The organism is Nitrobacter winogradskyi, assembly GCF_006539545.1.
GTDB classification, from domain to species: domain Bacteria; phylum Pseudomonadota; class Alphaproteobacteria; order Rhizobiales; family Xanthobacteraceae; genus Nitrobacter; species Nitrobacter winogradskyi_A.
In genome coordinates this window covers 1-24,437 of the sequence record NZ_BJNF01000059.1, presented here as the reverse complement: position 1 = coordinate 24,437, position 24,437 = coordinate 1, and the positions used below count along the sequence as shown (strand labels likewise).

23 protein-coding genes, 1 pseudogene and 2 riboswitches are annotated in these 24,437 nt (G+C 61.3%); of the genes and pseudogenes, 17 read left to right on the top strand and 7 right to left on the bottom strand.

Annotated elements, in window-relative coordinates; translation table 11 throughout:
• Nucleotides 1-93: 93 nt before the first annotated feature.
• Nucleotides 94-315: riboswitch (cobalamin riboswitch) on the bottom strand.
• 201 nt (nucleotides 316-516) lie between these two features.
• From NWI01_RS11225 to NWI01_RS11205, 5 genes are all read left to right on the top strand, one after another.
• Nucleotides 517-1,185 (top strand): epoxyqueuosine reductase QueH, encoded by a 669-nt coding sequence (locus NWI01_RS11225; protein ID WP_141383929.1) that lies wholly within the window; start codon nucleotides 517-519, stop codon nucleotides 1,183-1,185.
• Nucleotides 1,186-1,224: 39 nt separating this feature from the next.
• Nucleotides 1,225-1,430: riboswitch (cobalamin riboswitch) on the top strand.
• A 134-nt stretch (nucleotides 1,431-1,564) separates the two neighbouring features.
• The gene (gene metE, locus NWI01_RS11220; RefSeq protein WP_141383973.1) at nucleotides 1,565-3,880 is read left to right on the top strand and encodes a 5-methyltetrahydropteroyltriglutamate--homocysteine S-methyltransferase; all 2,316 of its coding nucleotides are present in this window, start codon (nucleotides 1,565-1,567) and stop codon (nucleotides 3,878-3,880) included.
• A 378-nt stretch (nucleotides 3,881-4,258) separates the two neighbouring features.
• Complete coding sequence (locus NWI01_RS11215) at nucleotides 4,259-4,849, top strand: L,D-transpeptidase (protein WP_141383928.1); 591 nt, start codon at nucleotides 4,259-4,261, stop codon at nucleotides 4,847-4,849.
• A gap of 55 nt (nucleotides 4,850-4,904) precedes the next feature.
• On the top strand, nucleotides 4,905-5,942 hold the full coding sequence (locus NWI01_RS11210) for an amino acid ABC transporter substrate-binding protein (RefSeq protein ID WP_141383927.1): 1,038 nt from the start codon (nucleotides 4,905-4,907) through the stop codon (nucleotides 5,940-5,942).
• A gap of 132 nt (nucleotides 5,943-6,074) precedes the next feature.
• Nucleotides 6,075-6,563: a VOC family protein gene (locus NWI01_RS11205; RefSeq protein ID WP_141383926.1), complete on the top strand. Its 489-nt coding sequence runs from the start codon at nucleotides 6,075-6,077 to the stop codon at nucleotides 6,561-6,563.
• Between the two features lie 42 nt (nucleotides 6,564-6,605).
• On the opposite strand, the gene NWI01_RS11200 is transcribed toward NWI01_RS11205, so the two are convergent.
• Complete coding sequence (locus NWI01_RS11200; RefSeq protein WP_141383925.1) at nucleotides 6,606-7,277, bottom strand: DUF938 domain-containing protein; 672 nt, start codon at nucleotides 7,275-7,277, stop codon at nucleotides 6,606-6,608.
• A gap of 369 nt (nucleotides 7,278-7,646) precedes the next feature.
• On the opposite strand from NWI01_RS11200, the gene NWI01_RS11195 reads away from it, so the two are divergent.
• Together NWI01_RS11195 and NWI01_RS11190 are read left to right on the top strand one after the other, a co-directional pair.
• On the top strand, nucleotides 7,647-8,117 hold the full coding sequence (locus NWI01_RS11195; RefSeq protein WP_141383924.1) for a DsrE family protein: 471 nt from the start codon (nucleotides 7,647-7,649) through the stop codon (nucleotides 8,115-8,117).
• Nucleotides 8,118-8,409: 292 nt separating this feature from the next.
• Entirely contained in the window at nucleotides 8,410-9,450 is a 1,041-nt protein-coding gene (locus tag NWI01_RS11190; RefSeq protein WP_141383923.1) for an MBL fold metallo-hydrolase, read from the top strand.
• Nucleotides 9,451-9,578: 128 nt separating this feature from the next.
• On the opposite strand, the gene NWI01_RS11185 is transcribed toward NWI01_RS11190, so the two are convergent.
• The 3 genes from NWI01_RS11185 to NWI01_RS11175 form a co-directional block, all read right to left on the bottom strand.
• Complete coding sequence (locus NWI01_RS11185; protein WP_141383922.1) at nucleotides 9,579-10,760, bottom strand: GGDEF domain-containing protein; 1,182 nt, start codon at nucleotides 10,758-10,760, stop codon at nucleotides 9,579-9,581.
• Between the two features lie 576 nt (nucleotides 10,761-11,336).
• Complete coding sequence (locus NWI01_RS11180) at nucleotides 11,337-11,696, bottom strand: PRC-barrel domain-containing protein (protein WP_244613727.1); 360 nt, start codon at nucleotides 11,694-11,696, stop codon at nucleotides 11,337-11,339.
• Nucleotides 11,697-11,936: 240 nt separating this feature from the next.
• Nucleotides 11,937-12,350, bottom strand: coding sequence for a copper-binding protein (locus NWI01_RS11175; protein WP_141383920.1), 414 nt, complete (start codon nucleotides 12,348-12,350; stop codon nucleotides 11,937-11,939).
• A 196-nt stretch (nucleotides 12,351-12,546) separates the two neighbouring features.
• Here NWI01_RS11175 and NWI01_RS11170 point away from each other — a divergent pair, with 196 nt between their 5' ends.
• The 8 genes and pseudogenes from NWI01_RS11170 to NWI01_RS20310 form a co-directional block, all read left to right on the top strand.
• Nucleotides 12,547-12,987, top strand: coding sequence for a four-helix bundle copper-binding protein (locus tag NWI01_RS11170; RefSeq protein WP_141383919.1), 441 nt, complete (start codon nucleotides 12,547-12,549; stop codon nucleotides 12,985-12,987).
• 413 nt (nucleotides 12,988-13,400) lie between these two features.
• On the top strand, nucleotides 13,401-13,769 hold the full coding sequence (locus NWI01_RS11165; protein WP_141383918.1) for a DUF2946 domain-containing protein: 369 nt from the start codon (nucleotides 13,401-13,403) through the stop codon (nucleotides 13,767-13,769).
• 109 nt (nucleotides 13,770-13,878) lie between these two features.
• The gene (locus NWI01_RS11160; RefSeq protein WP_141383917.1) at nucleotides 13,879-16,254 is read left to right on the top strand and encodes a TonB-dependent receptor family protein; all 2,376 of its coding nucleotides are present in this window, start codon (nucleotides 13,879-13,881) and stop codon (nucleotides 16,252-16,254) included.
• A gap of 18 nt (nucleotides 16,255-16,272) precedes the next feature.
• Nucleotides 16,273-17,481, top strand: a complete 1,209-nt coding sequence (locus tag NWI01_RS11155; protein WP_141383916.1) for a sialidase family protein — start codon at nucleotides 16,273-16,275, stop codon at nucleotides 17,479-17,481.
• Nucleotides 17,478-18,002 (top strand): TlpA family protein disulfide reductase, encoded by a 525-nt coding sequence (locus NWI01_RS11150; protein WP_141383915.1) that lies wholly within the window; start codon nucleotides 17,478-17,480, stop codon nucleotides 18,000-18,002. Before NWI01_RS11155 ends, NWI01_RS11150 begins: the two co-directional genes overlap by 4 nt.
• A 69-nt stretch (nucleotides 18,003-18,071) precedes the next feature.
• Nucleotides 18,072-18,446, top strand: a complete 375-nt coding sequence (locus NWI01_RS11145; RefSeq protein WP_141383972.1) for a DUF2946 domain-containing protein — start codon at nucleotides 18,072-18,074, stop codon at nucleotides 18,444-18,446.
• Nucleotides 18,447-18,544: 98 nt separating this feature from the next.
• Nucleotides 18,545-20,866, top strand: a complete 2,322-nt coding sequence (locus tag NWI01_RS11140) for a TonB-dependent siderophore receptor (RefSeq protein ID WP_181410448.1) — start codon at nucleotides 18,545-18,547, stop codon at nucleotides 20,864-20,866.
• Nucleotides 20,866-21,045 (top strand): annotated as a pseudogene (locus NWI01_RS20310) (hypothetical protein); the annotation flags it as partial. The gene NWI01_RS11140 and the pseudogene NWI01_RS20310, both read left to right, overlap by 1 nt.
• On the opposite strand, the gene NWI01_RS11135 reads toward NWI01_RS20310, so the two are convergent.
• Entirely contained in the window at nucleotides 21,027-22,166 is a 1,140-nt protein-coding gene (locus NWI01_RS11135; protein ID WP_141383913.1) for a nickel/cobalt transporter, read from the bottom strand. The pseudogene NWI01_RS20310 and the gene NWI01_RS11135 overlap by 19 nt on opposite strands.
• 26 nt (nucleotides 22,167-22,192) lie before the next feature.
• Nucleotides 22,193-22,837: a DUF1007 family protein gene (locus NWI01_RS11130; RefSeq protein WP_141383912.1), complete on the bottom strand. Its 645-nt coding sequence runs from the start codon at nucleotides 22,835-22,837 to the stop codon at nucleotides 22,193-22,195.
• Between the two features lie 302 nt (nucleotides 22,838-23,139).
• On the opposite strand from NWI01_RS11130, the gene NWI01_RS11125 reads away from it, so the two are divergent.
• A complete protein-coding gene (locus tag NWI01_RS11125) occupies nucleotides 23,140-23,439 on the top strand; it encodes an ArsR/SmtB family transcription factor (protein ID WP_141383911.1) in 300 nt (99 codons plus the stop codon).
• Nucleotides 23,440-23,502: 63 nt separating this feature from the next.
• Here the strand turns inward: NWI01_RS11125 and NWI01_RS18890 are convergent, their stop codons facing one another.
• The gene (locus NWI01_RS18890) at nucleotides 23,503-23,781 is read right to left on the bottom strand and encodes a hypothetical protein (protein WP_181410447.1); all 279 of its coding nucleotides are present in this window, start codon (nucleotides 23,779-23,781) and stop codon (nucleotides 23,503-23,505) included.
• 200 nt (nucleotides 23,782-23,981) lie between these two features.
• On the opposite strand from NWI01_RS18890, the gene NWI01_RS11115 reads away from it, so the two are divergent.
• Entirely contained in the window at nucleotides 23,982-24,308 is a 327-nt protein-coding gene (locus NWI01_RS11115) for a hypothetical protein (protein WP_244613726.1), read from the top strand.
• Nucleotides 24,309-24,437: the final 129 nt, after the last annotated feature.

Genomic DNA, 24,437 nt, shown 5'->3' with positions numbered 1-24,437 from the left:
GCGAGCCGGGGTCGTGCGGGGACGCGCGCGGAAAAACGCCACGGCGAATGCCGCGTTTCCTGGCGTGCGGCCCGCCGGGACACCCCGCCCAGGGACGTTCTTTTTGCCAGGGCAGGTCTACTGACTTGCGGGTCTCAGCGTCCGTCCGGCCTTCCCGGAACCCTGCGGTTCCAGTGACACTCGATTGGACTCGGCTCGCCGCTTACAGTTGCGGGGGCAGCGCCGGCCTTGCCTCGGATCATAGACCGAGGCGCACCGGCTTCCCTCTTAGCTCTCGGTGTTGCGACTCGAGAGACCTTGGCCACTATATTTAGTAGCTACAGCACATTCGGAGTCAATGAATCGTTTTCGAATCCGGACACCAATGCTCGCAATCCACAAGCGGGGCGGAACATCGACCTGACGAAACTTCCACCCATCGATCTGTCCGGCCCTTGACGCTTCGGCCGTTCAGACCATTATCCCGGCGGACAGGCTGCGGCGTTATTTCCCGCGCCTCAACCGTTGAGACTGACCGTGACCGAATTCGTCCGACTGAATCTGACGCCCCCGAACGGGCAGAAGAAAGTGCTTCTGCACTCCTGTTGCGCGCCGTGTTCAGGCGAGGTGATGGAGGCGATGCTCGCATCGGGGATCGATTACACGATCTTCTTTTACAATCCGAACATCCACCCCCTGAAAGAGTATCTGCTGCGCAAGGACGAGAACGTCCGTTTCGCGGAAAAGCATGGCGTGCCGTTCGTCGACGCCGATTACGACAAGGACAACTGGTTCGCCCGCGCCAGGGGGATGGAGTGGGAACCCGAGCGCGGCGCGCGCTGCACCATGTGTTTCGACATGCGATTCGAACGCACCGCGCTCTATGCGCATGAACATGGTTTTCCGGTGATGACGTCCTGCCTCGGCATCTCCCGATGGAAGAACATGGCGCAGATCAACGACTGCGGCCATCGCGCGGCCGGACGTTATGACGGCCTGTCCTATTGGGACTTCAACTGGCGCAAGGGCGGCGGCGCGCAGCGGATGATCGAGATCAGCAAACGCGAGCAATTCTATCAGCAGGAGTATTGCGGCTGCGTCTATTCGCTGCGCGACACCAATCAACACCGCCGGAATCATGGCCGGGCGCCGATCGTGATCGGGACGCAATTCTACCGGCAAGGCGAGGAACCGGACGCGACATAAGATTCGTCCGTACAGGTTGACGGCCCGTGGACGCTGGCCCATAGGATGGGGGGTCGAGGTTCTCCGGGACGATTCACGCCCGGAGCTAAGAGGGAAGCCGGTGTGTCTTCGGATAAAGCCGGCGCTGCCCCCGCAACTGTAAGCGGTGAGCCGTGGTCCATCATGCCACTGGGAGCGATCCCGGGAAGGCCGGACCAAAGCTGAGACCCGCGAGCCAGGAGACCTGCCCCGGCAACATAGTCGTCCTCGGGCGGGGTGTCCCGGTGGTGCGCTTGCGGTCTCGATGGCGGCGCGCCCGCCAGGATTCCCATGCCGCGTCGCTAAGGCCCAGCCCCCAACACATGGGGTAAAGCCAGTGTCTGTTTCCTCTCCTCTTCCCGTGGCTTCGCTCGGCACGCCGCGCATCGGTCCGCGCCGCGAACTGAAAATCGCGCTCGAAAGCTACTGGTCGGGCAAGTCCGACGAATCCGCCTTGCTTGAAGCAGCGGCCGGATTGCGCGCCGCGAACTGGGCGCGCCAGAAATCGCTCGGCGTCACCGTCATCCCGTCGAACGATTTCACCTTCTATGATCATGTGCTCGACACCAGCGTCATGGTCGGCGCGATCCCGGACGTCTATGGATGGAAAAGCGGACCCGTGCCGCTCGCCACCTATTTCGCGATGGCGCGAGGCGCCCAGGGCGGGAATGACGATGCGGCCTGCGCGCATGGTCATCAGGGCGATGGTCACGCCCATGGCGCGCCGGCGCAGGAAATGACCAAGTGGTTCGACACCAACTACCACTACATGGTCCCTGAATTCACCAGCGGCCAACGCTTTCAGCTCTCGTCGCTCAAAGCCATCGATGAATATCGCGAGGCCAAGGCGCTCGGCTATCAGACCCGGCCGGTGCTGCTCGGTCCCATCACCTATCTGAAGCTCGGCAAGAGCAAGGACGCGAATCTCGATCCGCTGTCGCTGCTTCCTGACTTGCTTCCGGTCTATATCGATGTGCTCAAGCGCCTTGCGGCGGAGGGCGCCGAGTGGGTGCAGATCGACGAGCCCTGTCTCGTTCTCGATCTCGACGACGCGACCCGCAAGGTGTTGCGCACGACTTATGAACAGCTCGCTGACGCGCTGCCGAAGATCAAGATCATGCTGACCACTTATTTCGGTGGGCTCGGCGATAACCTGGATGCCGCATTGTCGCTGCCGGTCACGGGACTTCACATTGATCTCGCTCGCGCGCCGGACCAGCTCGAGGCGGTCGCGGCAAAGGCGCCGCACGATCTGATCCTGTCCCTCGGCGTGATCGACGGCCGCAATATCTGGCGCGCCAATCTTCCCGCATTGCTTGACCGCCTGGAGCCCATCGTCTCCGAACGCGGTGCCGATCGTGTGCAGGTCGCGCCCTCCTGCTCGCTTCTGCACGTGCCAATCGACGTATCGCTGGAAACCGATCTCGACGCGGAGTTGAAGAGCTGGCTCGCGTTCTCGGTGCAGAAGATGGGTGAGCTGGCGACGCTCGGCGAGGCGCTCGCCAAGGGCCGAGCCTCGGTCGCCGACGCCCTGAAAGCATCGGCGGACGCGGCCGCTGCGCGCAAGGCGTCGCCGAAGGTTCACGACGCCAAAGTCGAAGGCCGTATCGCGGCCGTCACCGCCGACATGGCGCGGCGAAAGAGCGCGTTCGCAGACCGCGCGAAATTGCAGCGCGAGCGCTTCGGCCTGCCGCCTTTCCCGACCACCACGATCGGCTCATTCCCCCAGACCGCCGAGGTTCGAAAGGCGCGTTCGGCCCACGCCAAGGGCGCATTGAGCGACGCCGACTACGAGAAGTTCCTGCAGGAGGAGACGGCGCGAACCATCCGCTGGCAGGAAGACATCGGCCTCGACGTGCTCGTGCATGGCGAGTTCGAGCGGAACGACATGGTGCAGTACTTCGGCGAGCAGTTGTCCGGATTCGCGTTCACCCGGCACGGCTGGGTGCAGAGCTACGGCTCGCGCTGCGTCCGCCCGCCGGTCCTGTTCGGCGACGTGTCCCGGCCCCGGCCGATGACCGTCGGCTGGTGGAAATACGCGCAATCCCTGACCGCGAAGCCGATGAAAGGCATGCTCACCGGCCCCGTCACCATACTCAACTGGTCCTTCGTGCGTGATGACGTGCCGCGCAGCCTCGCTTGCCGGCAGATCGCGCTTGCGATCCGCGACGAGGTCTCGGACCTGGAGCAAGCCGGCGCGACCATGATCCAGATCGACGAGGCCGCGCTGCGCGAAGGGTTGCCGCTGCGCCGGTCCGAATGGAAAACGTATCTCGACTGGGCTGTCGAATGCTTCCGTCTGTGCGCCAGCGGCGTCGCCGACGCCACGCAGATCCATACTCACATGTGCTATTCGGAGTTCAACGACATCATCGACGCGATCGCGTCGATGGACGCCGACGTCATCTCCATCGAGACCTCGCGCTCCAAGATGGAACTGCTCGACGCCTTCAAGACCTACAAGTACCCGAACGAGATCGGCCCCGGCGTCTACGACATCCACTCTCCGCGGGTGCCGGCGGTTGATGAGATGACCGGGCTGCTCAAACTTGCACGCGAGCGCCTTTCCGACAGGCAGATCTGGATCAACCCGGATTGCGGGCTGAAGACCCGCAAGTGGGAAGAGGTCAGGCCGGCACTCGTCAACATGGTGGAGGCGGCGAAACTGATGCGTTAACGGCAGCTGAAGCATCAGCACCACCGTCGTCATGGCCGGGCATAGCCGTTCGAAGAACAGCGTCACTTCGCACGCCTATCATCCCGGCCATCGACGGTTTTGATCTGGCTGAACCTATCGCGCGCTCACCGATCGCGCTCTATGGTAGATAACAGGCCCCTTGCCGCGCCTCGTCAGTTTGAGTCTGATTGGGGTCCGGCCGGCTCGAGACGTCAAATCCGCAGGCAGGAGCAGATCCCGAAAGCTTTACGCTTTTCCGGGCCGGCGCCGTGCGATCGCTTGCCATCACGCCGTGGCTGCGATTTTATGCCATAGGTGTGATTTGACGAGAACGCAGGCGGGAGAGCATCTGCCGTGCGGCAAGCGAGGAGACAAGCGATGACCGCGTTTCGGCCCCTGATCCTGGCGGTTATTGCTATGGGAAGCCTGATGCTCTCGGCCACGCCCGGCTTTTCGCAGCGGTTCGACGGCGATCAGCCTGGTCTCGTTGCCGATGATTCGTTCCAGCTCGACCCGGAATACCGCAAGCAGGTCGTGCTCTACCGGACGACCGAGCCGCCCGGCACCATCATCATCCAGACCGCGGAACGTCATCTTTATCTCATTCAGGCCAACGGCCGCGCGATCCGCTACGGCATCGGCGTCGGCCGCGCAGGCTTTCAATGGCAGGGCATTCTCAATATCACGCGCAAGGCGGAATGGCCGGACTGGACCCCGCCCCCGGAAATGATCGCGCGCCAGCCTTACCTGCCACGCTTCATGGCGGGCGGCCCCGGTAATCCGATGGGAGCCCGCGCGATGTATCTCGGCACAACGGTCTACCGCATCCATGGCACCAACCAGCCCGATACCATCGGAACCGCGATTTCCTCGGGCTGCTTCCGCCTGGTCAACGCCGACGTTATCGATCTCTATGAGCGCATTCCGGTCGGCACGCGCGTGATCGTGCGGCAAAAACCCAAGCTTTAATTCATCGTCACATCATTCGCGCCGATACTTTCCGACATTGCGAGAGGGGCTATCCATGCGGACATTTCGAGGCGGTCTCCTGATAGGCCTCGCCATCGCCACCGCCATCGCGGCGATGGCGATCACCTATGAGCGCTATGATACCAAGACCCTGAAACGAACACTCCGCCGCGACGCGGTGCTATGCGGCGTCAACACCGGCCTGCCCGGTTTTTCGAGTTCGGACGAGAAGGGCAACTGGTCCGGCTTCGACGTGGATTTCTGCCGCGCCGTCGCGGCCGCGATCTTCGATGATCCCTCGAAGGTGAAGTTCGTTCCCCTCGCCGCCGACGAACGGTTCAAGGAATTGCAGAGCCGCAAGGTCGACATCCTCGCGCGCAACTCGACCTGGAGCATGTCGCGGGAAACCAATTTCAATCTCTACTTCCCGGCGGTCGCCTATTATGACGGCGAAGGCTTCATGGTCCGCACCTCGCGCAAGGCCGATTCCGCGCTCGATCTCGGCGACACCAGGATCTGTGTCCAGTCCGCCACCACGACCCAGCTCAACCTTGCTGATTATTTCAGGGCCAATAACCTGAAGTACGAGGAGATCAGGTTCGAGAAGCTGGAGGATGTGCTGAAAGCCTATGACGAGGCCAAATGCGATGTGGTGACCGCCGACGTTTCGCAACTCTACGCACTGCGGCTGCGGCTGACCAAACCCAACGAGAGCTTCATCCTGCCCGATGTGATCTCGAAGGAGCCTCTGGCGCCTGTTGTCCGCCAGCGCGATGACGACTGGATGATGATCATCAAATGGACGCTCTACGCGATGATCAATGCCGAGGAACTCGGCGTCACCTCGAAGAACATCGACGAGGCGATGAAATCGACCAAGCCTGACGTGATGCGGCTCGTCGGCACCGAAGGGCAATATGGCGAGGCCCTCGGACTGACGAAGGACTGGGCGGCGCGCATCATCCGCCACGTCGGCAACTATGGCGAGGTCTACGACCGCAATATCGGCGCCGATTCGCGTCTGAAGATTCCGCGCGGCCTGAACCAGCCCTGGAACGCCGGCGGCATCATGTACGCTCCGCCGCTGCGGTAATTTCCTGTCGCGAGCGGAATGGGACCATGGGTGACAGGCTTGCCCCCTGTCGATCCCCGCCCCAAGTTAAATAACGGTCCTGGTCGGGATACCCGATCAGGCTCGGAGTGAAGATCGTTTACGGGGGCGCGCATGTCCGACCCATCGATTCCCGCCGGAACCCGGATCGGACACGTCCATCTCAAGGTCGCCGACCTCGAACGCGCGCTCGGTTTCTATTGCGGCGCACTCGGATTCGAATTGACGCAACGCTTTGGCGATCAGGCCGCATTCGTTTCCGCCGGCGGGTATCATCACCACATCGGACTGAACACCTGGGAGAGCAAGGGCGGCTCGCCGCCGCCGCCGGGAACGACCGGGCTGTTCCACACCGCGATCCTCTATCCGACGCGCGCGGCGCTTGCCGATGCGCTGCGCCGGGTACGCGGCGCGGGCATTCAGCTCGATGCGGCCAGCGATCACGGCGTCAGTGAAGCGCTGTACTTGCGCGATCCTGACCAGAACGGGGTCGAACTCTATTGGGATCGGCCGCCGGAGGAATGGCCGCGCACTGCCGACGGCGGCCTCGCCATGTTCACGCGCCGGCTTGATCTCGACGATCTGCTTCGCCAGCGAAGCTGAACCTGCCTCGCTCGTCCCTCTATAACCATAGCATCGTGCCGGTCATTCCGATCTGCGTTCAAACGTCAGGATGAGATTGTTGGCGGGCATATCGGTGATCTCCGCGAGCGTCAGACCATTGTGCTGCGCCAGCGCCGCCACCTCGTCAACATCGCGCACGCCCCACTCGGGATTGGTGTTGCGAAGACCGGCGTCGAACGCCTCGTTGCTCGGCGCGGTATGCCGCCCGTCCCGCTTGAACGGTCCATAGAGAAACAGCCGTCCATCCGGGCGCAGACAGTGCGCGGCGCCCGCGAACAGGCCCTCGGCGACACGCCACGGCGCGATATGGATCACATTGGCGCAGAACACCGCGAGCAGCGCGCCGGACCCCTCGTTCATTTCCGCCAATTGCCCTGGATTCGACAGGTCGATCCGCCGGGGTGGCCGGACGTTGGCGAGGTTCTCATGAGCGGTCCATGCTGCGATGCTGCGGAGATGATGGTCGTTGAGATCGGTCGGCCACCAGGTGATGCCGGGCGAGTGCCGCGCGAAGAAAGCGACGTGCTGCCCGGTGCCGCTGCCGGCCTCAAGCACATCGCCTGTCTTGCCGCGCAGGAATTTCTCCAGAACCGTCCAGATCGCGACATGGTTGCGGTGAAACGCCGCCGCGTCGAGGCGGTCATCGGCTGTCCACGGCCGGCGGTCGTTGCCAATGTCACGGTCGTCGGCCATGAGGCGTTGCCTTTCATTCCGGCGCGATTCCCGCACGATCACCGGTCCACGCGCGGGACGCTGCCTACTACGCCGGCGAGGTCGCGGCAACGCCAAGCGAAGCAGATCCAGAATGCGGACCGCGAAGACGGAGATCAAGCCCGAATCACAACTCCGCAGTCTCGCGCTACTGCCCTTGGAGGGACGGCTGGAGAAACTCCTCGAATCCTCGACCAGAAGCTTGCCAAAGGCAAGGCGCGCGACGTACGCTATCATTACCGGTGTTCTCCGAACTGCTCGGGCGATCCTGCGATGGGATATGTCCGGGAATCTGCACGCGCCTGAGCAGCAATGCGTGCGACAGGATCGCGACGACCACAGGAGGTATTTATGCGTCATATCATTGCCGCGGCGGGACTGCTGATTGCATTCACCTCGCAAGGCTTCGCCACCGAGTCGCAACCCGTCGACACGCAACCTCCCGAACCGCAACATCGCCTTGTGATCCAGGTCGACCACAACGATCGGCACACCATGGACTTCGCGCTGACCAACGCCACCGACGTGATCGAATACTATCGCGGCCTTGATCAGACCGTGGCCGTCGAAATCATGGCGTGCGGCCCGGGCCTCCATATGCTCCGAATAGACACCTCGCCTGTGAAGGAGCGCATCAAGCGTATCCGGGAAAGCGCATCCCCCAGCAGGATCCAGTTCTCCGCCTGCAACAACACCAAGGAGAACATGGAGAAAAAGGAAGGCCGTCCGCTCGAAATGCTGCCGGGAACGATGATCGTGCCTTTGGGCGTGGTGCGGCTGTTGGAGTTGCAGGAGAAGGGTTGGAGCTACGTGCGGCCGTGACCAGCCGCTGACGGTGATGTCCCGAAGCGCTCCCTAGAGCCTTTCTGCTTCTGATAGAATCAGAATCAGGCTCTATGATTTTGATTTGACGCGTTTTCTTCACACGAACCGGATTCCATCCCTAGGGCTCAAGCCCGAGGACATGCTTCGCTCGAAAACGCTCGAGGTGATTGCGCGCCAGACTGTGCCCGGTTGCAATCGCCTGCGTGCAGCATAGATTTGCTGGAGCCGTCACGGGCAAGAAAGAACCGCACGGGGGACAGAGTTGTAACAGGGGACAGGTCGTACGATCATGATCTTTCGCCAGTTGTTCGACAGCATCTCCGGAACCTACAGCTACCTGATGGCGAGCCGGGCTGGAGGCGAGGCCCTGATCATTGATCCGGTGCTGGAGAAGGTCGACCGTTACTGCCAGTTGCTGCGCGAACTCGACCTCAGGCTCGTGAAGGCCATCGACACGCATCTTCATGCCGACCATGTCACCGGGCTCGGCGAGTTGCGGGATCGCACCCAGTGCGTGACCGTGATGGGCGAGCAGACCAAGGCCGACGTGGTGTCGATGCGAGTCAGTGACGGCGACAAGGTCAACATCGAGGGCATCGGTCTCGACGTCATGTATACGCCGGGCCACACCGACGATTCCTACAGTTACCTGATGGGTGACCGCGTCTTCACCGGCGATACGCTGCTGATCCGCGGCACCGGCCGCACCGATTTCCAGAACGGCAGCGCACGCGCGCAATATGATTCGATCTTCAACCGGCTCCTGAAGCTGCCCGACGAGACCATGGTGTTTCCCGCGCACGACTACAAAGGCGACACGGTCTCCACCATCGGCGAGGAGCGGCGCCACAACCCGCGGCTTCAGGTGCGTTCGATAGACGAATACGTCGAACTGATGGACAATCTGAACCTGCCGAATCCGAAGCTGATGGACGTGGTGATCCCCGCCAACATGCATGTCGGCCTCAGGCAGGACGATCTGGCGAAGCAAGGGCTGGCGCTGACGCCGCGCGAGGCGATCGCCCGGCTCGGCCAGCCCGACATCCTGCCGGTCGATCTTCGCGAAGCTCACGAGCGTGCCAGGCACGGCACGCTGGCCGGCGCGCTGCATGCGCCCTACCCCGGCATCGCCGACAGCCTGAAGCCCGGCGGCATGCTGCGCGAGGTGGCCGCCGCAACCGGACGCCGCATCGTGTTCTTCTGCGCTTTCGGCGAACGCTCGGCCATGGCCGTCACCGCGGCCAAGGACGCCGGCCTGACCAACGCGGTGCATATCGAGGGTGGCATCGACGCCTGGAAAAGAGCCGGCGGACCGGTGGTCGCGGGCTGAATCAGCGGGATCCTCGACTTCCGCGCCGTTCAATATCGCCCATCATGGTGCCTCGTTCGCTTCAGGATGGACGGCCGCATGACGGATGGCTCACCGCGGAAGCGCGATAACGACATCGGCGCCATCGCTCACGCCATAGGGTGTGCGGATTGCGATTGTGACCGCGAACTTTCGTACCAATCATCCATGCGGAGCGCGCTTCTCAACAGCGAGTCATCATACTCCACGCCGGAGTCGGTGTTCTTGGCTATGTAGAGAGCCTGGTCCGCAAGGCCGAGGAGTTCATCGAGATCGGCCGCTTCACAATAACACAGCGCGTAGCCGACGCAGGTCGTCACACTGATCTCATGCCCATTGACCAGCAATGGTTCAGCGATGACGGCACGCAATCGCTCCGCCTGCGCGGCAGCTTCATCGGGATCGCGAAGGTCGCGCTGGATGACGGCAAACTCATCGCCCCCCAGGCGCGCAACGATATCGCCGGGCGGGAGCGCCTGCATGAGGCGCATGGCGACCGCCTTGAGTAAGCCATCACCGACGGGATGGCCGAACACATCATTCACGGGCTTGAAGTTATCGAGATCGAGGCAATGCACCGCGAGGAGCCGCTGACCGGAACCGACCGCGATATGGCTGTCGAACCATTCGCGCAATGCGAGCCGGTTAGGAAGCGTCGTAAGGACGTCCCGCCGTGCCAGCACTTCGAATGTCAACCGCCTCGCGATCTCGGTACTGGTGACGCGCCAGCGGGCGAGCAGGCTCTGGCAGCCGCCGGCGAGCAACGCCGACGTCATTGCCGCGGTAATCCAATAGATCGGCTCATGGTGCCACGCAGCGACCAAAATGGTGGGGACGATCGCAACCAGCATACTTGCAATCGCGATCCGCGGTCGCAGCCCCACGCCCGTCGCCGCACCGGCGCCATAGCCGACCAACAGGCATATCATCAGCATATGGAACCGCGCGGGGTCGAGCGTGAAGACGTAGGCGGCGGACACGCCCAGCACGACGGCGAACTGATAATAAGCGAGCTCAAAGCGCTTCTCCAGCGCGCGCGCTCGGGTGATCTCGAGGTCAGACGCCGCGGCCTCTGCGCCGCCCCATATCAGAATCCAGATCCGCGCGGCATTGGACAGCAGGCCGATGAACGAAAAGGCGGCGAGCACCCGATCACCAGCTTCGAAGGCCATGACGCTCAGCGACAAAACATAGCCGATCGACATGATCGTCGTTGGTATCAGCGTGGTGTAGAGGCTCCGGACGAGCTCAACATAGACGCCGTTCCGCACTGTCTCGGTTCGAAATGGCATCCCGTTCCGTCGCCTTCCTCATGTCTCGCCACCCATACTACGGGCTACGGGCCAGTTGATTAACACCATTAATTAGATGTCATCCGGCGTGAGATTGCGGTTCACGCACACCTAAGGGATCTCTTCAAATTGTGAACACTCGGCCCGAAAACGTGAAGCCGGATTCCCCAGGAAGGACATCGGGGAGGACTGTGTCGGTGCTTGCGACTATTCCCCTGTTCTGGGTTCCCTTATCCATCCGTCATCGGCCCAGTGGCCATTTCGGAGGTACACCGCCGCCGGTGGGGTTCCCAAGCGGCGATGTCCGGGGACGGCATCATTCCCATCAAGCATCACTCACAATCGTCCTTCAGGACAATCGCATGTTCAAATCGCGAGGATAAGGAGGAATGACGCTAACGGAGGTATCTTGGGAAGGTATCTTGGGGAGGTATCCTGGGAAAACCGCCGAGGCGTTGGTAAGCACCTCAGCGGTCGTCGCCAGCGCCAAAGGGACGAGTAAAATGGCGCTGGTTGCGGTCAATCATATCAGACCGAATGGAATCGCGAGTGCAACTCCGCGTGATTCATTCCGGATCAGTACTTGAACTCCGGAGTCGATTTGAGCTGATCCTTGGTGACGTTCAGGACCGCACGATCCGGAAACCACTCCCGTTTCGTGTCGGAGGTCTGCCCCGTACTTGCCTTGTCCGCCTTGTTCGCAAACTTCAGACTGTCCATCGCGACCAGAACGTAGTGCGTTCCCATTCCGAGGAAGCCGCCCGCCTCGATAACAACGCCTCTGACCTGGCCCTGGGCGTTGATGATGACGTCGGAAATCTCGCCGACCTTCTCATTCGCCTCGTTATAGATGTTCACGCCCGACATCTTGGACGCGCTCCAATCTCCGGTGGCGGCGATCGGGGCAGCCGCCTGGGAGGGCGTCTTTGCGGTCATTTCTGCGAATGATGCTGTGGGAAGAAAGAGAAGTGCCGCAGCGATGCTAAGTGCTTTCAAGTGAACCTCCTTGGTTTTGAAACTTGAAAACACCCGGCGACCGCCTTCGTTCCTATGTCCAGAACGTAACACAGCAGCCGTTGTCCAAGCGTCCCGTGATTGGGAAACGCGACATGAGCGGTTCTGCTACTGGAAGGCCTTGCGACCGTCGGCGGCGAATCCGATTGACTCCGATCGAAATCATTCGGTGTGTTCGAGCACTTTGAGCTCCCGAATTTTATATGTCTTGCCCTCGATGCGAAACTCGACCTTGTCGCCCGGCTTGACGCCCTCGCTCAACGTAGGCCGCTCGACCTGAAACACCATTTCCATCGGCGGCATAAGGCCCACGATCTCTTCGTGATTGATGGTCAGCGATCCTGTCGCCGGATTGATTGCGGTCACAAAGCCGACTCCCTGAAACAGGGCATTGGACTGATCCTGGGACCGATCCTGGGTCTGGTCTCCGGCCTTGTGAAGCTGGGCCAGCAGAAACTCCGTGCGCGACGCTCGGGCGACGACCGCGCCATCCCCGGAGGAGAAGGCGTGAGCCTCGCCGAGGTCGAGGTTTACCGCTGTTGCGGCGATGATCCATACGAAAATGCAACGTCTCATGGCATGTCCCGAACTGGCAGGCACGGCTTTCCGCAATGAGCGGACCGCGCGGATTAGCTTTACCTGAACCGCGCCGGTTCAGGGAAGCGATGAGCCGGGCCGCGCCCTTTGCCTGATATGAAGCGATAGAAAATCGTGCTATCCTGCATCGCCAAATCAGCATCGATTGACGTCAGTTCAATCCCGGGAGAAAGCAATGCATCGTCGTGAATTCGTGACCGCCATCGGAACCGCGGCAGCCGTCGTTTCAGCGGCTCAAGCCTTCGCCGTCACGGCGGATGCCGCAACCAGCGAATCGATGCACCCGGCAAAATACAAAGCCCTGGAGGAAGCCATCGCTCATTGCATCTCGGCAGGCGACGCCTGCATGCGGCATTGTCTCGGCATGTTAAGCATGAAAGACACGAGCATGGCCGGTTGCACAAACGCGACCTATCAGGTGATTGCCGGCTGCACTGCATTGCGAACGCTGGCAGCGGTCAACTCGCACCACGTTCCAGCCCTGGGCAAGGTCGTCGCGCAGATGTGCACGGATTGCCAGAAGGAATGCGAGAAGTTCCCGGATGTGGCGGAGTGCAAGTCGTGCGGCGATGCGTGCAAAACCTGCGCCGAAGAATGTCGCAAGGTGGCGGCATAAGGCGGCTCCGCCCGCCCGCTCAGGAAAGAATCTGAAAGGCAACAACGACTGGCGGCAGAACCCGGGCGTTCACGCCAGCATGTGCGCTTTGAGAACGCTAGAGCGGCGGCCGGTCAAATGGAATCAGCGCCGCCGCTCCAGTTAATTGATTGAGCATCGGATTTATCCCGAAACCGGTTCCCACTTTCGGGTCCGATGCTCTAGAGCATGATCAGTTCAAGTTGAATCGGACCATGCTCTAGAAATGGTTGTCTGGTCGCATTTTCTTGCGGCGAACCGGTATCCACTTCGCCGGAAAATGCTCTACGGTGAAAACGCGGTCGCCAGCCATAATGGAGCGCGAACCGGCCAAGGCGTCTTCTCGACAAACAAACCCCGCCATGGTAGTTCCCTGCGCGAAAGGCTAAGGGATCATGCGCCGGCGGCTGGGAAGATTTCTTCCGATCGTCATGTTTGCGATGCTGGTGCAGATATTCGCGCCCGTCGCCGCCTGTCTGGCGTTCAACCCGGCCACGGCCGATCCACTGGTGGGCGCGATATGCTCGCACGCGTCCGATCCGAGCTCTCAGCAAGACCGTGAGAACGATCCGCAGCAGATGCACGGCACCTGTGCGTTGTGTTGCGTCATCCAGGCAGCAGTTCCGCCCACCGATCCGCAAGCCTTCGCGGTCGGCATCGAGCGAGACGCAACCGCCGTCATCTGGCGCGGCACGGTGTTCGGGCCGCCGCTCTTCCCCGTTGACGCCAACGCGCAGGCGCGCGCGCCCCCTTCCATTTCCTGACTGACCAAATCTGCGATCACCGCGACTGCATCGTCGCGGCGAGGCCTGTTTGATTGAATGCCTTGTTTGATTGAATGCCTTGGGCGATCGCCCGCATCAGGAATATGCCATGTTTCGTTCTTGCCTCCTTTCGAGCGCCAGCGCGCTCGCGTTACTCGCTGTTTGCGACGGGGCCGCGGCGCAGACGGCCGCCTCGACACTGCCAGCCATCACGGTCGACGCTCCGCGCCAGGCCCAGGCCGGTCCGCGCAAAAAAAGAGCTGTCGCTCACCGCGGCACTCCGAGATCATTCCGGCCGCAGCCGGCCGTAGCGGTAATACCATCGCCGGTGCCGACAGAGTCGCTGCTCGCGACCCTTCATCAGGCGCCGATCGGACAGCCCCAGACCACCATCGGCCGCGATCAATTCGACAACAGGCCGTCATTCTCCGTGGCCGACGTACTGCGTGACAGTCCCGGTATCTCCGTCAAGCAGGGGAATGGCCCCCGCGACTTCGGTATTTCGATCCGCGGGTCAAACGCACGCAACGGCTTTGGCATTCGCAACCTGGTGATCTTCGACGATGGATTCCCGGTCACCCAGCCCGACGGACTGTCCCGCAGCGACCTGATCGATCCCCATGCCTACGGGGCCATCGACGTCATCCGGGGGCCGTCGTCCGCGCTTTACGGCAATTACGCGACCGGCGGCGCGCTGAATTTCAGAACCCGGCGCGGCGCGGCGATCAACGGCTTCGAGTACGGTTCCGATGCGGGAAGCTACGGATACTTCAACAACTATCTGACGGTCGGCCAGAAGACCGGAAACTTCGAAGCCTCGCTGTTCGCAAGCGACACCCGCAGCGACGGCTACACGGGTAACACCTGGTTCAACACCCAGACCGTGAACTTCCTCGGGACGCTTCAGGCGACGCCGGACGATCGCCTCACCTTCAAGCTGATCAACAATACGCTCGACGCGCGCCTGGCGATCCGGTCCTCGCTCAATCAGTTCGACGCCAACCCCTTCCAGCGCGGCTGCGCAACGGCCGCGACCGCCGCTCCCGGCTGCGGCACGGTCAGCCTGTTCAACAACGGCTTCAACACAGTCGCCGGAACCACTCCTACAACGGCCGAGCAGGCCGGCTTTGGCCGCACCGATCGCCGGACGATCGTCGGCGGCCGCTGGGAACATGATTTTGATAATCAGACCACCTGGCGCAACCAGTTCGTGTTCGACGACCGCAACATCAGCCAGCCGACCGGCGCCACGGGCGCGATCGGCGACTATCCGTCCTATAACCTCATGAGCGATATCGTCAGGCGAAGTCAGATCTTCGGGATGGACGCCACCGGTTATCTCGGCGTGTTCTACAACACCCTCAGTTGGTCCGGCGACACGTATCGCGTGATGCCCGGCGGCAACGCCTCGCGCGGCTGGCTGGTGTCCAATCTCACAGGCATGCACACCAATTACGGCGCGCGCGCGCGCGGAGAAATCCAGATCAATGAATCATGGTCCGCCGTCGCCGGCATCGGATGGGAGACGACGCATCTCAAGGGCGTCAATACCGCCTACACCTATGCGGGACCAACCGGAATCCCGACCACGACGATCAACAGCGTGGATCGCCAGCTTCAGAACACCGCGCCGGAGTTCGCGCTGCAATACCGCGCCGACAAGGACTGGCTCTTCCGCGCGCGGGTCGCGACCGGTTACGGGACGCCACAGGTCGGCAACCTGTTCGTGCTGCCGAACGGCCAGAACGGCAACAACACGCAGCTCAATCCGCAAAGGAATCTCGGTTACGATCTCGGCTTCGACTGGACGCCGGATCCAACGCTCAGGATCAGCGCGACAGGATTCTACGAGTTCTTCCGCGACGAACTGGTCACACAGGCAGCCCCCCTCGGCGCGCCTAATGCGAGCTATACGTTCAATGCGCCGAAATCCGAGCACCGGGGCGTCGAACTATTGGCGCAATGGCGCTTCCTGCCAAGCTGGCGTGTGACCGCCGCCTACACCTATCTCGATCAGATCTACACGAGCTACACCGAGAATATCAACAATGGCGCCACTTTCAGCTTCAATCGGGCCGGCAACAAAATTCCCGGCATCTCACCGAATGAACTGACAGCGCGGCTTTCCTACGACCAGCTCTCGGGCGCCCTGCAAGGGGTTGGCGCGTTCGTCGAGCTTCAATGGAAGGACGCATTCTATATGGACAACGCCAATCTCCTGAAAGCGCCCGGCTACGAACTCGTCAATCTCAACGTGCACTACGACAAGCCCCTGCAATCGGAGTATCTCAAGTCGTTTCATCTTTATTTCGAAGTGAGGAACGTCTTCGACAAGACATTCGTGGCGTCCGCCAACAACATCGCCAATACCGTCACCGCCGCGGGCCTTCAAAACCCCGCAAGCGTTCTGGCCAATACCGGCGGGTCGATCTATGCCGGACAGCCACGCATGTTCATCGCCGGAATGAGGCTTGCGTTTCGATAGCAAAGGGAAAGCCTGACCATGATCAGAACAGCTGCCGTCGCTGCGATCGCGCTCTTCCTGCAAGGCGCTGCAAACGCGCAAATGAGTCACCATCACGCCTCCGAGGCCGCCTGCGATACCACTGAGCTGCGCTGCGCGACCAAGGTCACGCCGGCATTCGCGCCTGACGGAACCTTGTGGCTGGCGTGGATGGCGGGTGGACGCATTTCGGTGGCGCGCTCCAGGGATCACGGAAAGACGTTTTCAACGCCCGTCGCGGTCTTTGATCAACCGCTCAAGCTCGATTGGGGACCCGATGCCCGCCCGAGCATGATCGTTGACCGGCAAAACCGCATCGCCATCGCCTTCTCGATTTTCAGGGACAAGAACTTCAATGGCGAGGTGCTGTACACGCACTCCGTCGATGAAGGCCGCAGCTTTAACAAGCCGGCACCCATTACACCGGGCACGGAAAGCCAACGCTTCGTGCAACTCGCGCTGGACGGCGACGGTTCGGTCTTCGCGGCCTGGATCGACAAGCGCAACCGCGTCCGGGCAAGCGCTGACAATCAAAGCTATAATGGAGCGGCGTTGTTCTTTGCATGGTCGAAGGACGGCGGCGGCACCTATTCCGAAACGCGGCTTGTGAAAGACAACACCTGCGAGTGCTGCCGGATCGCCGTCGCCTTCGCAGGCTCCGGCAGGCCCGCCGTTCTGTTTCGCAATATCTTTCCGGGCAGCGTTCGGGACCACGCGATCGTCACCTTCGGGGATCCGACGGCGCCGGGGGAGATCCATCGCGTCAGCCACGACGGCTGGAAGACCGACGCATGCCCGCATCAGGGGCCAAGCCTCGCCATCTCGCCGAAGGGAACCTATCACGCGGTCTGGTTCACCAGCGGCGAAGCCCGAAGGGGTTTGTTCCATGCGCGCTCGACCGACGGCGGACAGACCTTTTCCGAGCCCATGGCGATCGGCAGGCCCGACCGGAATGCGTCACGCCCCTACGTATTGGCGAACGGCTCGGGCGCCACGATCGTCTGGAAGGAATTCGACGGCGAGAAGACCACCGTGAAGCTGATCAGGTCCGGCGATGACGGAAAAAGCTGGTCGCAACCGCGAGACATCGCCGCGACGACGGACGCGTCGGATCATCCTCTGCTTGTGGGGAATGGATCCGAGGTCTTCCTGTCATGGATGACGAAAGCTGACGGCTACCACATCACGCAGATCAAGGACGCGCCATGAGGCGTCTATCGTTAGTGGCGTTCGTGCTTGTGTGCGCATTCCTTCCCCAGGGTCTGGCGGCGCAGGATCCCTTGCGCGCGTTTCAGCGAGGAAGCTGGCAGGCCATCCTCAATGCACACGCCGGCCGTCCGATGATGGTCAATTTCTGGGGGGTTACCTGCGGCCCTTGCAAGGTCGAACTGCCGCTCCTCGGAAAGTTCGTCACGGACAATCCCGGCGTCGATGTCGTGACGGTCAATGCCGATCTTGTTCCGAACGCGCGTGAAGCGGCTCTGTCGATGCTGCGGAAGGCCGGACTATCTTCGACCGAGAACTGGACCTTCAGCGACGGTTTCGTCGAACGGCTGCGCTATGAGATCGATCCCGCCTGGCAGGGCGATATCCCGCGCACGATGCTGATCGCGCGCGATGGGAAAATCACAACCATTGAAGGCATCGTCGAGCTTTCCAAGGTCAGGGAATGGTTCGCAAGCCAGGCGATCGAAACAAGCCCGGAAAGCACGCTTCAAACACACGATTGATGCGAACCGGTCGGTGGCTTTGTCTCGATATTTGAATCCGTGACTTCCGTCGCGAAAAGCTGGGGGATCATGCGTCGGCGGCTGGGAAGATTTCTTCCGATCGTCATGCTTGCGATGCTGGTGCAGATATTCGCACCCGTGGCCGCGTGCCTGGCGTTCAGCGCAACTGCGGCCGATCCGCTGGCAGGCGCGATATGCTCGCACGCGCCCGATGCGACTCCTGCTGAAGACCGTGAGACCGACCCGCAGCAGATGCACGGCGCTTGTTGCGCCCTGTGTTGCGTCGTCCATCACGCCACGGCGCCGCCTCCGGATCCGCTGGCGGTTGCTGTCAGCATCGAGCGTAACGCCACCGCCGTCGTCTGGCGCGGCCTGACCTTTGGTTTGCCGCCATTCGCCATTGACGCCAACGCACAGGCGCGCGCGCCTCCTTCCATATCCTGATTCAACAAATCCGCACGATGGCCGCGACTGGTCGCGACCATCGAACCCGTTTGATTGAACGCCGAGGGCGAGCCCCGGCATCAGGATACGTATGCATCATGTCTATTCGTGCATTTGCGCGCTGCTGTGCGGCGTGCGCGACGTCGGCTGTCGCGATTTCATTCATGGTCAATAGCGCTTCGTCGCAGGAACGGCCCGGTCCGCGAGGTGATGGCGTCACCCTTCCGCCTATCACGGTGGAAACGAGTCAGGCTCCCAAGCGCAAGCCGAAGCGCGCCGCTGCCAGACCGGCCGCGCGCGCGGCCGCGACGTCCAGCCAACCCGCTCGCGTCAATGCTCCGGCCGCGCCGGTCATCGAGCGAGGCACCGGTTTCGGCACCCGAGCTGACAGCACCGGCATGGGTTACGCGATGCCCAACGCGACGACCGGCACCAAGACTGATACGCCGCTGATGGAAACTCCAGTATCTGTTCAGGTCATCCCGCAAGATGTGCTGCGCGACCAGCAGGTCATTGGTTTGGACCAGGCGCTACGCAATGTCAGCGGTATCACCTCAGGGCGCGGGATGGAGCAGGAGTTTCTGATCCGGGGGTTCGAATTCCAGAATTACTATCGCAACGGACTGCCCTTCCGTGTGGACTACGCCCACACACAAGACCTCGTCAATGTCGATCGTATCGAAGTGCTCAAGGGCCCGGCCTCCGTCCTTTACGGGCGGGCGGAGCCGGGCGGCATCATCAACTTCGTGACCAAGCAGCCTCAAAGAACCCCGTACTATAGCGTCAGGCAGCGGCTCGGCAGCTACAATCTGCGCCGCACCGAACTCGACGCCACGGGGTCGGTGGGCGACGGACCGTTCAGCTACCGGGTGGTCGCCGCACACCAGCGCAACGGGACCTGGCTCGATCATTACAACGAGGAGCGCAACTCCATCGCTCCCTCCCTCAGCCTGGATATCAGCGAGCGAACGCGCACCACGCTGCAGATAGAATATAGCGATATCAACTACAGGGGCACGGGCGGTCCGATTTACGCGATGATTCCCAGTATCAACAACCGTCCTCCCGACATCCGCAGAAGCACGAACCTGAACGATCCATGGTCGATGCAGAACCAGAAATACCTGCTGATGACGCTAAACACCGAACACAGTTTCAACGACAACTGGAGCATCCGCCACAACCTGAGCTACAGCAGGTTTGTCAGCACGTCTTCGAGGCTTTACACGAGGCCCTTCGCCGCAAGTAACGGTGATGCGAATCGAAACTTCTTTTCAGATAACGTCTATGATGACGATTCTCTCAAAAACCTGTTCAGCTCCCTCCAACTGACGGGGAAATTCGATACCTGGAACGTCAGCCACACGCTTCTGGCCGGCGCCGACTATTCGTCACGATATGAGAGAACGACCTGGGGCGACTTGTATTCTCCACCCGCCGGGATCAGTTGGAGCACCAATGTCTTCAATCCGGTATATACGGCTGCGCCGCCAATCGTTACGGACGCGGACGTATTTCACGTCAATACCAGTACTCCCTGGTACGGCTTTTATCTGCAGGACCAGATGCAACTGCCTTACGACGTGTTCGTGCTGGCCGGGCTGCGCTACGATCACGCCTCGCGTTCGGGCATCACCGGTACCACAAATAATCTCAGCCCGATTAGCTCAAGCTCAGACTCGAAGGTTACTCCCCGCTTCGGCGTGTTGTGGCGACCCATCTCTCAACTCTCGATCTATGGCAGCTATACCGAGAATTTCGGCGCCTCCAATGGAGTTGATCCGTCCGGCCAGCCGCTGCCGCCGCAGACCGCGCAGCAGTTCGAGGCCGGGATCAAAACCGAGCTGGCGGGCGGCCGCCTGATCGGCACGCTGGCGCTGTTCGATCTTACCAAGCAGAACGTCGCGGTGCCGGATCCGGCACTTCGCAGCCGTTTGATCGCGGTCGGGGAAGCGCGAAGCCGCGGCGTCGAAGTAGACGTATCGGGCGAGATCCTGCCGGGCTGGAACATCAAGGCCGGCTACGCCTACATGCCCTTCGCGAAGATCACGCGCGACACCAACGGCTGGGAAGGTAACAGACTGCACAACACGCCGGTGCATTCGGGCAGCCTGTGGAGCACCTATACGTTTGCTGGCGGCGATCTGGACGGACTGAAACTGGGCCTCGGCGTGCAGGGAATGGGTCTTACCGAGGCCGCGCGCAACTACAGCGGCGACTACCGTCCGCAACGGCCGGGCTACGCCATCGTCAACGCCATGGCCAGCTACCGCTGGAAGGTGGACAAATCGGTGATGACCGCGCAGCTCAACATCGAGAACCTGACCGACGAGGCCTGGTGGAGCGGCAGTAACGGGTATGGGCAATACTACATCGGCAGGCCGCGCACGTTCATGCTTTCGCTGGGAGTCGAGTACTGATGAACCCTGCGTTTCACGCCGCTGGGTGGACGCAGCGCCGCGGCTCCTGGGTGGCTGTTCACCTTTACTTTGACCTTGCCACGGCGATATTCATCGCCGTGGCGGCCTTGACCGGCAGCATCCTGGCATTCAGGGCGGAACTGAAGGCATGGATCATCCACTATGCGCTGAACATCCAGAGCTGCTCGCTCGCCATGAACCCTGTCAGCAGGAACAGGCCGACGACGATGATCATGGCCGCGGCGCCAACTTCGACACCCTTCATGACAAGCGTCCCCCTGCCCGATCGAGAGTCCGTCATACGACCGGCAAGATTGCGTGCGTAGACGGCGAGCGTGGCGATCGCAGCAATCGTGATCGCCGTACCCGCTCCCATCATCAGGGCCGAACCTATTCCGGTCCAGAACATATCCTGAGACAATGCGAAGACCAGGATGATGATCGCACCCGAGCAGGGTCGCACGCCCACCGCCAGAACGGCAGCGAAACCCCTTCTCCAGCCGCCAGGGCCTGCGAGACCCTCCGGTTCTGGGCCGTGCGCGTGCCCGCACGCGGATGCATGGTCATGATTGCAAGCGGGATCACAATCCTTGTGAGCGGAATGATCATGCCGGAAGTGATCGTGGGATTGTCCATGATGGTGATGGCAACCACAACCGGCTTCCGCTTCGGGAAAGCCCGGAGCGCGCCGCTCGGTGGCGGCCGCAGCGCCAAGGCTTCTTGCCCGCCTGATATCACGGCAGGACCGCAGGAAGCCGCGTCCTTTCACCCAGAGCAAGCGAACGCCGATCAATACAACCAGACCATAGCTGACGATCTCGATCACGCGGACCGTGTCACCCATGGCCTTTGCGGTCACTTCAAGAACGATCGCCCCGATGGCGACGATCGCAATCGCGACCATCGCCTGAAGCATCGCCGACGCGAACGAAAGCGTCACGCCGCGCTTCCAGGTTTCATTATTCGCGACGAGATAGGAGGAGATCACGGCCTTGCCATGGCCAGGACCGGCGGCGTGGAAAACGCCGTAAAGAAACGAGAAGCCGAGCAGACCCCATATAGCGGTGCCATCGGTCTTGCTGGCACGGATAAGGGCGGAAAGCGATCGGTAGAATGCGGCCTGCTGACTGAAGATCCAGCCGAAGAAACTTGCGGACGACGACGCCGCCGGCTGCCGGGAGCCGAACGACAGGCTCTGCGCAAGGGCCGCATCCATCAGGCCCGCAACGAGAAGCAGCGCGCAGATAAAGATCGCCGCCTTCGTCGCATATGAGCATCGATCCCCGTGACGATCAGCCATTGCATCCTTCTCGGTTCACGACGTCGTCATGGACACTTGATGCGGATCTTGTTGGAAAAACCCTGTCCGAAAGTATCAAGGGAATCGAGCGGGCTTTGATCGAGCTGGCTCATCCGAAGCTGCTCGTCGGCGGTCGGCGTACGAGGGCTATCGACGATCAGCTGGCAGCTTGCGGGCGCTCCGGCCAAAGCGACAGCCTGATCCTTCGCAAGCCCGAAATCGACGAAGATCGTCGGATCATACACCTCGATCAGCATCGCCTTGGCGGCAACCGGTGTCTTCAGCGGCAGCGTAAAATGCAGGATCAAAGCCGAATCCTTGTATTCAAGCCAGTAATCAACGGGATCGGAAAACGCCGCTTTCCTGCCATCGGCCTTCGCGTAGGTGAAATAGTCATTCTCCTTGAGGGATGTCACGTTCACCTCCGCGAGGGCGTTCAGTTCCTCGCGCGTATATTGCCCCTTCGTCGCATGATGGATGCCCTGCAGAGCATAGGCGGAGAACATATCGTCGAACGTCCATGCGTGACGGATTCCGCTCATCAGACCGTCCGGCGTATAGAGAACTTCGCTGCGGATGGTGACCCAGACATGCGGATGGGCGCTGGCGGGCATCGACGTGCCCGCAAGGAAAAGAAGCGCAAGACAAATGATTGACCTGATCCGGCTCATGGCCCTGAGAGCGATAAGGACAAGTGCGGCGGAATAGCGGCGGCGATCGGAATCGCAGGGGATCTGCGCCGTCGCCGACCAGACTCATCACGATCCAACCTCACGCGCCAGCGTGGCGACGACGGCTCCCGCAATCCGGATCATTCCGCGAATGATCCGATCGCGAAGCTGCCGCGACTCTCCGGGTCGAAAGTCCACTACCCATGTCGCGCGGCCGATCCGGCAGGTTCTCATGAATGTGCGGCTTGACGAACATCCTCCGATATTCTATAGTTCATTGGAATATTAGATTTGTTGGTGAGATGGTTTCCGATCCTCAATGGCGTCAGCTTGAGCTGGCCGCTGAAATGCTCAAGGCGCTGGCTGACCCACACCGGCTCGGTATCCTCTTGCGATTATCAAAACGCGAACTGAGCGTTGGAGAACTCGCCGAGATCGAACAGGAGAAGGTCACTACGATGTCCGCCCGTTTGAAGGTTCTGCTGACAGCGCATCTCGTCAAACGGCGACGCAAGGGCCAGAGCGTCCTTTATTCGTTAGCCGATACGCACGTTCTCAACCTCGTGGACAATGCGATCGAGCACGCTTGTGAAGGCCACTAAACCCCAGCCAGGAAAGGAAATTACATGACGACTCATGCTGATCATCCGCACAAGCACGGGCCTTCATGCGGCCACGTCGCGGTCAAACACGGCGATCATGTCGACTATCTGCATGACGGCCATCTGCACCATCAGGCCGGCGACGCCGTTGAGGAGCATGCCATCAACGTCAGCGCCGAAAATCCCGACCGTTGCACGCCGGAGTTTGGTCATGTGGGCCACGACGCCGGCCATGTTCATGGTCCCGACTGCGGGCATCAGGCCGTTCCACACGGCGATCACGTCGATTACCTCGTGAATGGCCGGCTTCATCATCCTCATGGTGATCATTGCGATGACCACGGAGCGATCGAGGTCGTCGCTAGCTGAGAACTGTCGTCCCTGACGATGGGAAAAGCGAGTTCTCCGGGCGCGGCATTCGACCTCGAGGGTTGGGCCGCGTTCCGCTTCTTGCCATCAGAAAACGGCTTGCCCTTCATTGCCAAATGATGCCAAAGCCGTATGCTTGGCGGATTGAAGGCCGGCCGGCACGGAGTCGAGGCATGAGGATACTGACCGTCGCGTTCGCTCTCGGCTCGGCCCTGGCGCTGTGTTGCTCGGGAGCATTCATTGCACCCGCCCACGCGAAGCCCAGGCGGGTCATCATCGTTACGCCTCCAACCCCGCAACCCTACTGGGACTCCTATATCGTTCCGCGATACCAGTATCGTCCCGAGGACGATCGGGTGGACCCATGCGGCGGACCGGTCGTGCCGGTGATCCGATACGGAGCTCAAGAGGCAACGATCCCCTTCTGGCTCGCGAATGATCTGGGGCTTGGCCTTGTGCATGGCCGGGACTGGCCATGTCGGGGGCGACGCTATCGTTAGGCAAAAGGCAGGCCCGAGGATGAAGCGCGCGGCTCGGGCTGCAGAGCGGGCGAAACGACGGCCTTTCCGCTTCTGATCAATCAGAAACGGAGCGTCTCGGTTGATGTTCTGACGCGCTCTCTTTAGAGC

Coding starts and splice junctions, on each gene's coding strand:
- NWI01_RS11215 (WP_141383928.1), top strand. CDS start 4,259: ATGACCGCGTTTCGGCCCCTGATCCTGGCGGTTATTGCTATGGGAAGC.
- NWI01_RS11210 (WP_141383927.1), top strand. CDS start 4,905: ATGCGGACATTTCGAGGCGGTCTCCTGATAGGCCTCGCCATCGCCACC.
- NWI01_RS11205 (WP_141383926.1), top strand. CDS start 6,075: ATGTCCGACCCATCGATTCCCGCCGGAACCCGGATCGGACACGTCCAT.
- NWI01_RS11200 (WP_141383925.1), bottom strand. CDS start 7,277: ATGGCCGACGACCGTGACATTGGCAACGACCGCCGGCCGTGGACAGCC.
- NWI01_RS11195 (WP_141383924.1), top strand. CDS start 7,647: ATGCGTCATATCATTGCCGCGGCGGGACTGCTGATTGCATTCACCTCG.
- NWI01_RS11190 (WP_141383923.1), top strand. CDS start 8,410: ATGATCTTTCGCCAGTTGTTCGACAGCATCTCCGGAACCTACAGCTAC.
- NWI01_RS11185 (WP_141383922.1), bottom strand. CDS start 10,760: ATGCCATTTCGAACCGAGACAGTGCGGAACGGCGTCTATGTTGAGCTC.
- NWI01_RS11180 (WP_244613727.1), bottom strand. CDS start 11,696: ATGACCGCAAAGACGCCCTCCCAGGCGGCTGCCCCGATCGCCGCCACC.
- NWI01_RS11175 (WP_141383920.1), bottom strand. CDS start 12,350: ATGAGACGTTGCATTTTCGTATGGATCATCGCCGCAACAGCGGTAAAC.
- NWI01_RS11170 (WP_141383919.1), top strand. CDS start 12,547: ATGCATCGTCGTGAATTCGTGACCGCCATCGGAACCGCGGCAGCCGTC.
- NWI01_RS11165 (WP_141383918.1), top strand. CDS start 13,401: ATGCGCCGGCGGCTGGGAAGATTTCTTCCGATCGTCATGTTTGCGATG.
- NWI01_RS11160 (WP_141383917.1), top strand. CDS start 13,879: ATGTTTCGTTCTTGCCTCCTTTCGAGCGCCAGCGCGCTCGCGTTACTC.
- NWI01_RS11155 (WP_141383916.1), top strand. CDS start 16,273: ATGATCAGAACAGCTGCCGTCGCTGCGATCGCGCTCTTCCTGCAAGGC.
- NWI01_RS11150 (WP_141383915.1), top strand. CDS start 17,478: ATGAGGCGTCTATCGTTAGTGGCGTTCGTGCTTGTGTGCGCATTCCTT.
- NWI01_RS11145 (WP_141383972.1), top strand. CDS start 18,072: ATGCGTCGGCGGCTGGGAAGATTTCTTCCGATCGTCATGCTTGCGATG.
- NWI01_RS11140 (WP_181410448.1), top strand. CDS start 18,545: ATGTCTATTCGTGCATTTGCGCGCTGCTGTGCGGCGTGCGCGACGTCG.
- NWI01_RS11135 (WP_141383913.1), bottom strand. CDS start 22,166: ATGGCTGATCGTCACGGGGATCGATGCTCATATGCGACGAAGGCGGCG.
- NWI01_RS11130 (WP_141383912.1), bottom strand. CDS start 22,837: ATGAGCCGGATCAGGTCAATCATTTGTCTTGCGCTTCTTTTCCTTGCG.
- NWI01_RS11125 (WP_141383911.1), top strand. CDS start 23,140: ATGGTTTCCGATCCTCAATGGCGTCAGCTTGAGCTGGCCGCTGAAATG.
- NWI01_RS11115 (WP_244613726.1), top strand. CDS start 23,982: ATGAGGATACTGACCGTCGCGTTCGCTCTCGGCTCGGCCCTGGCGCTG.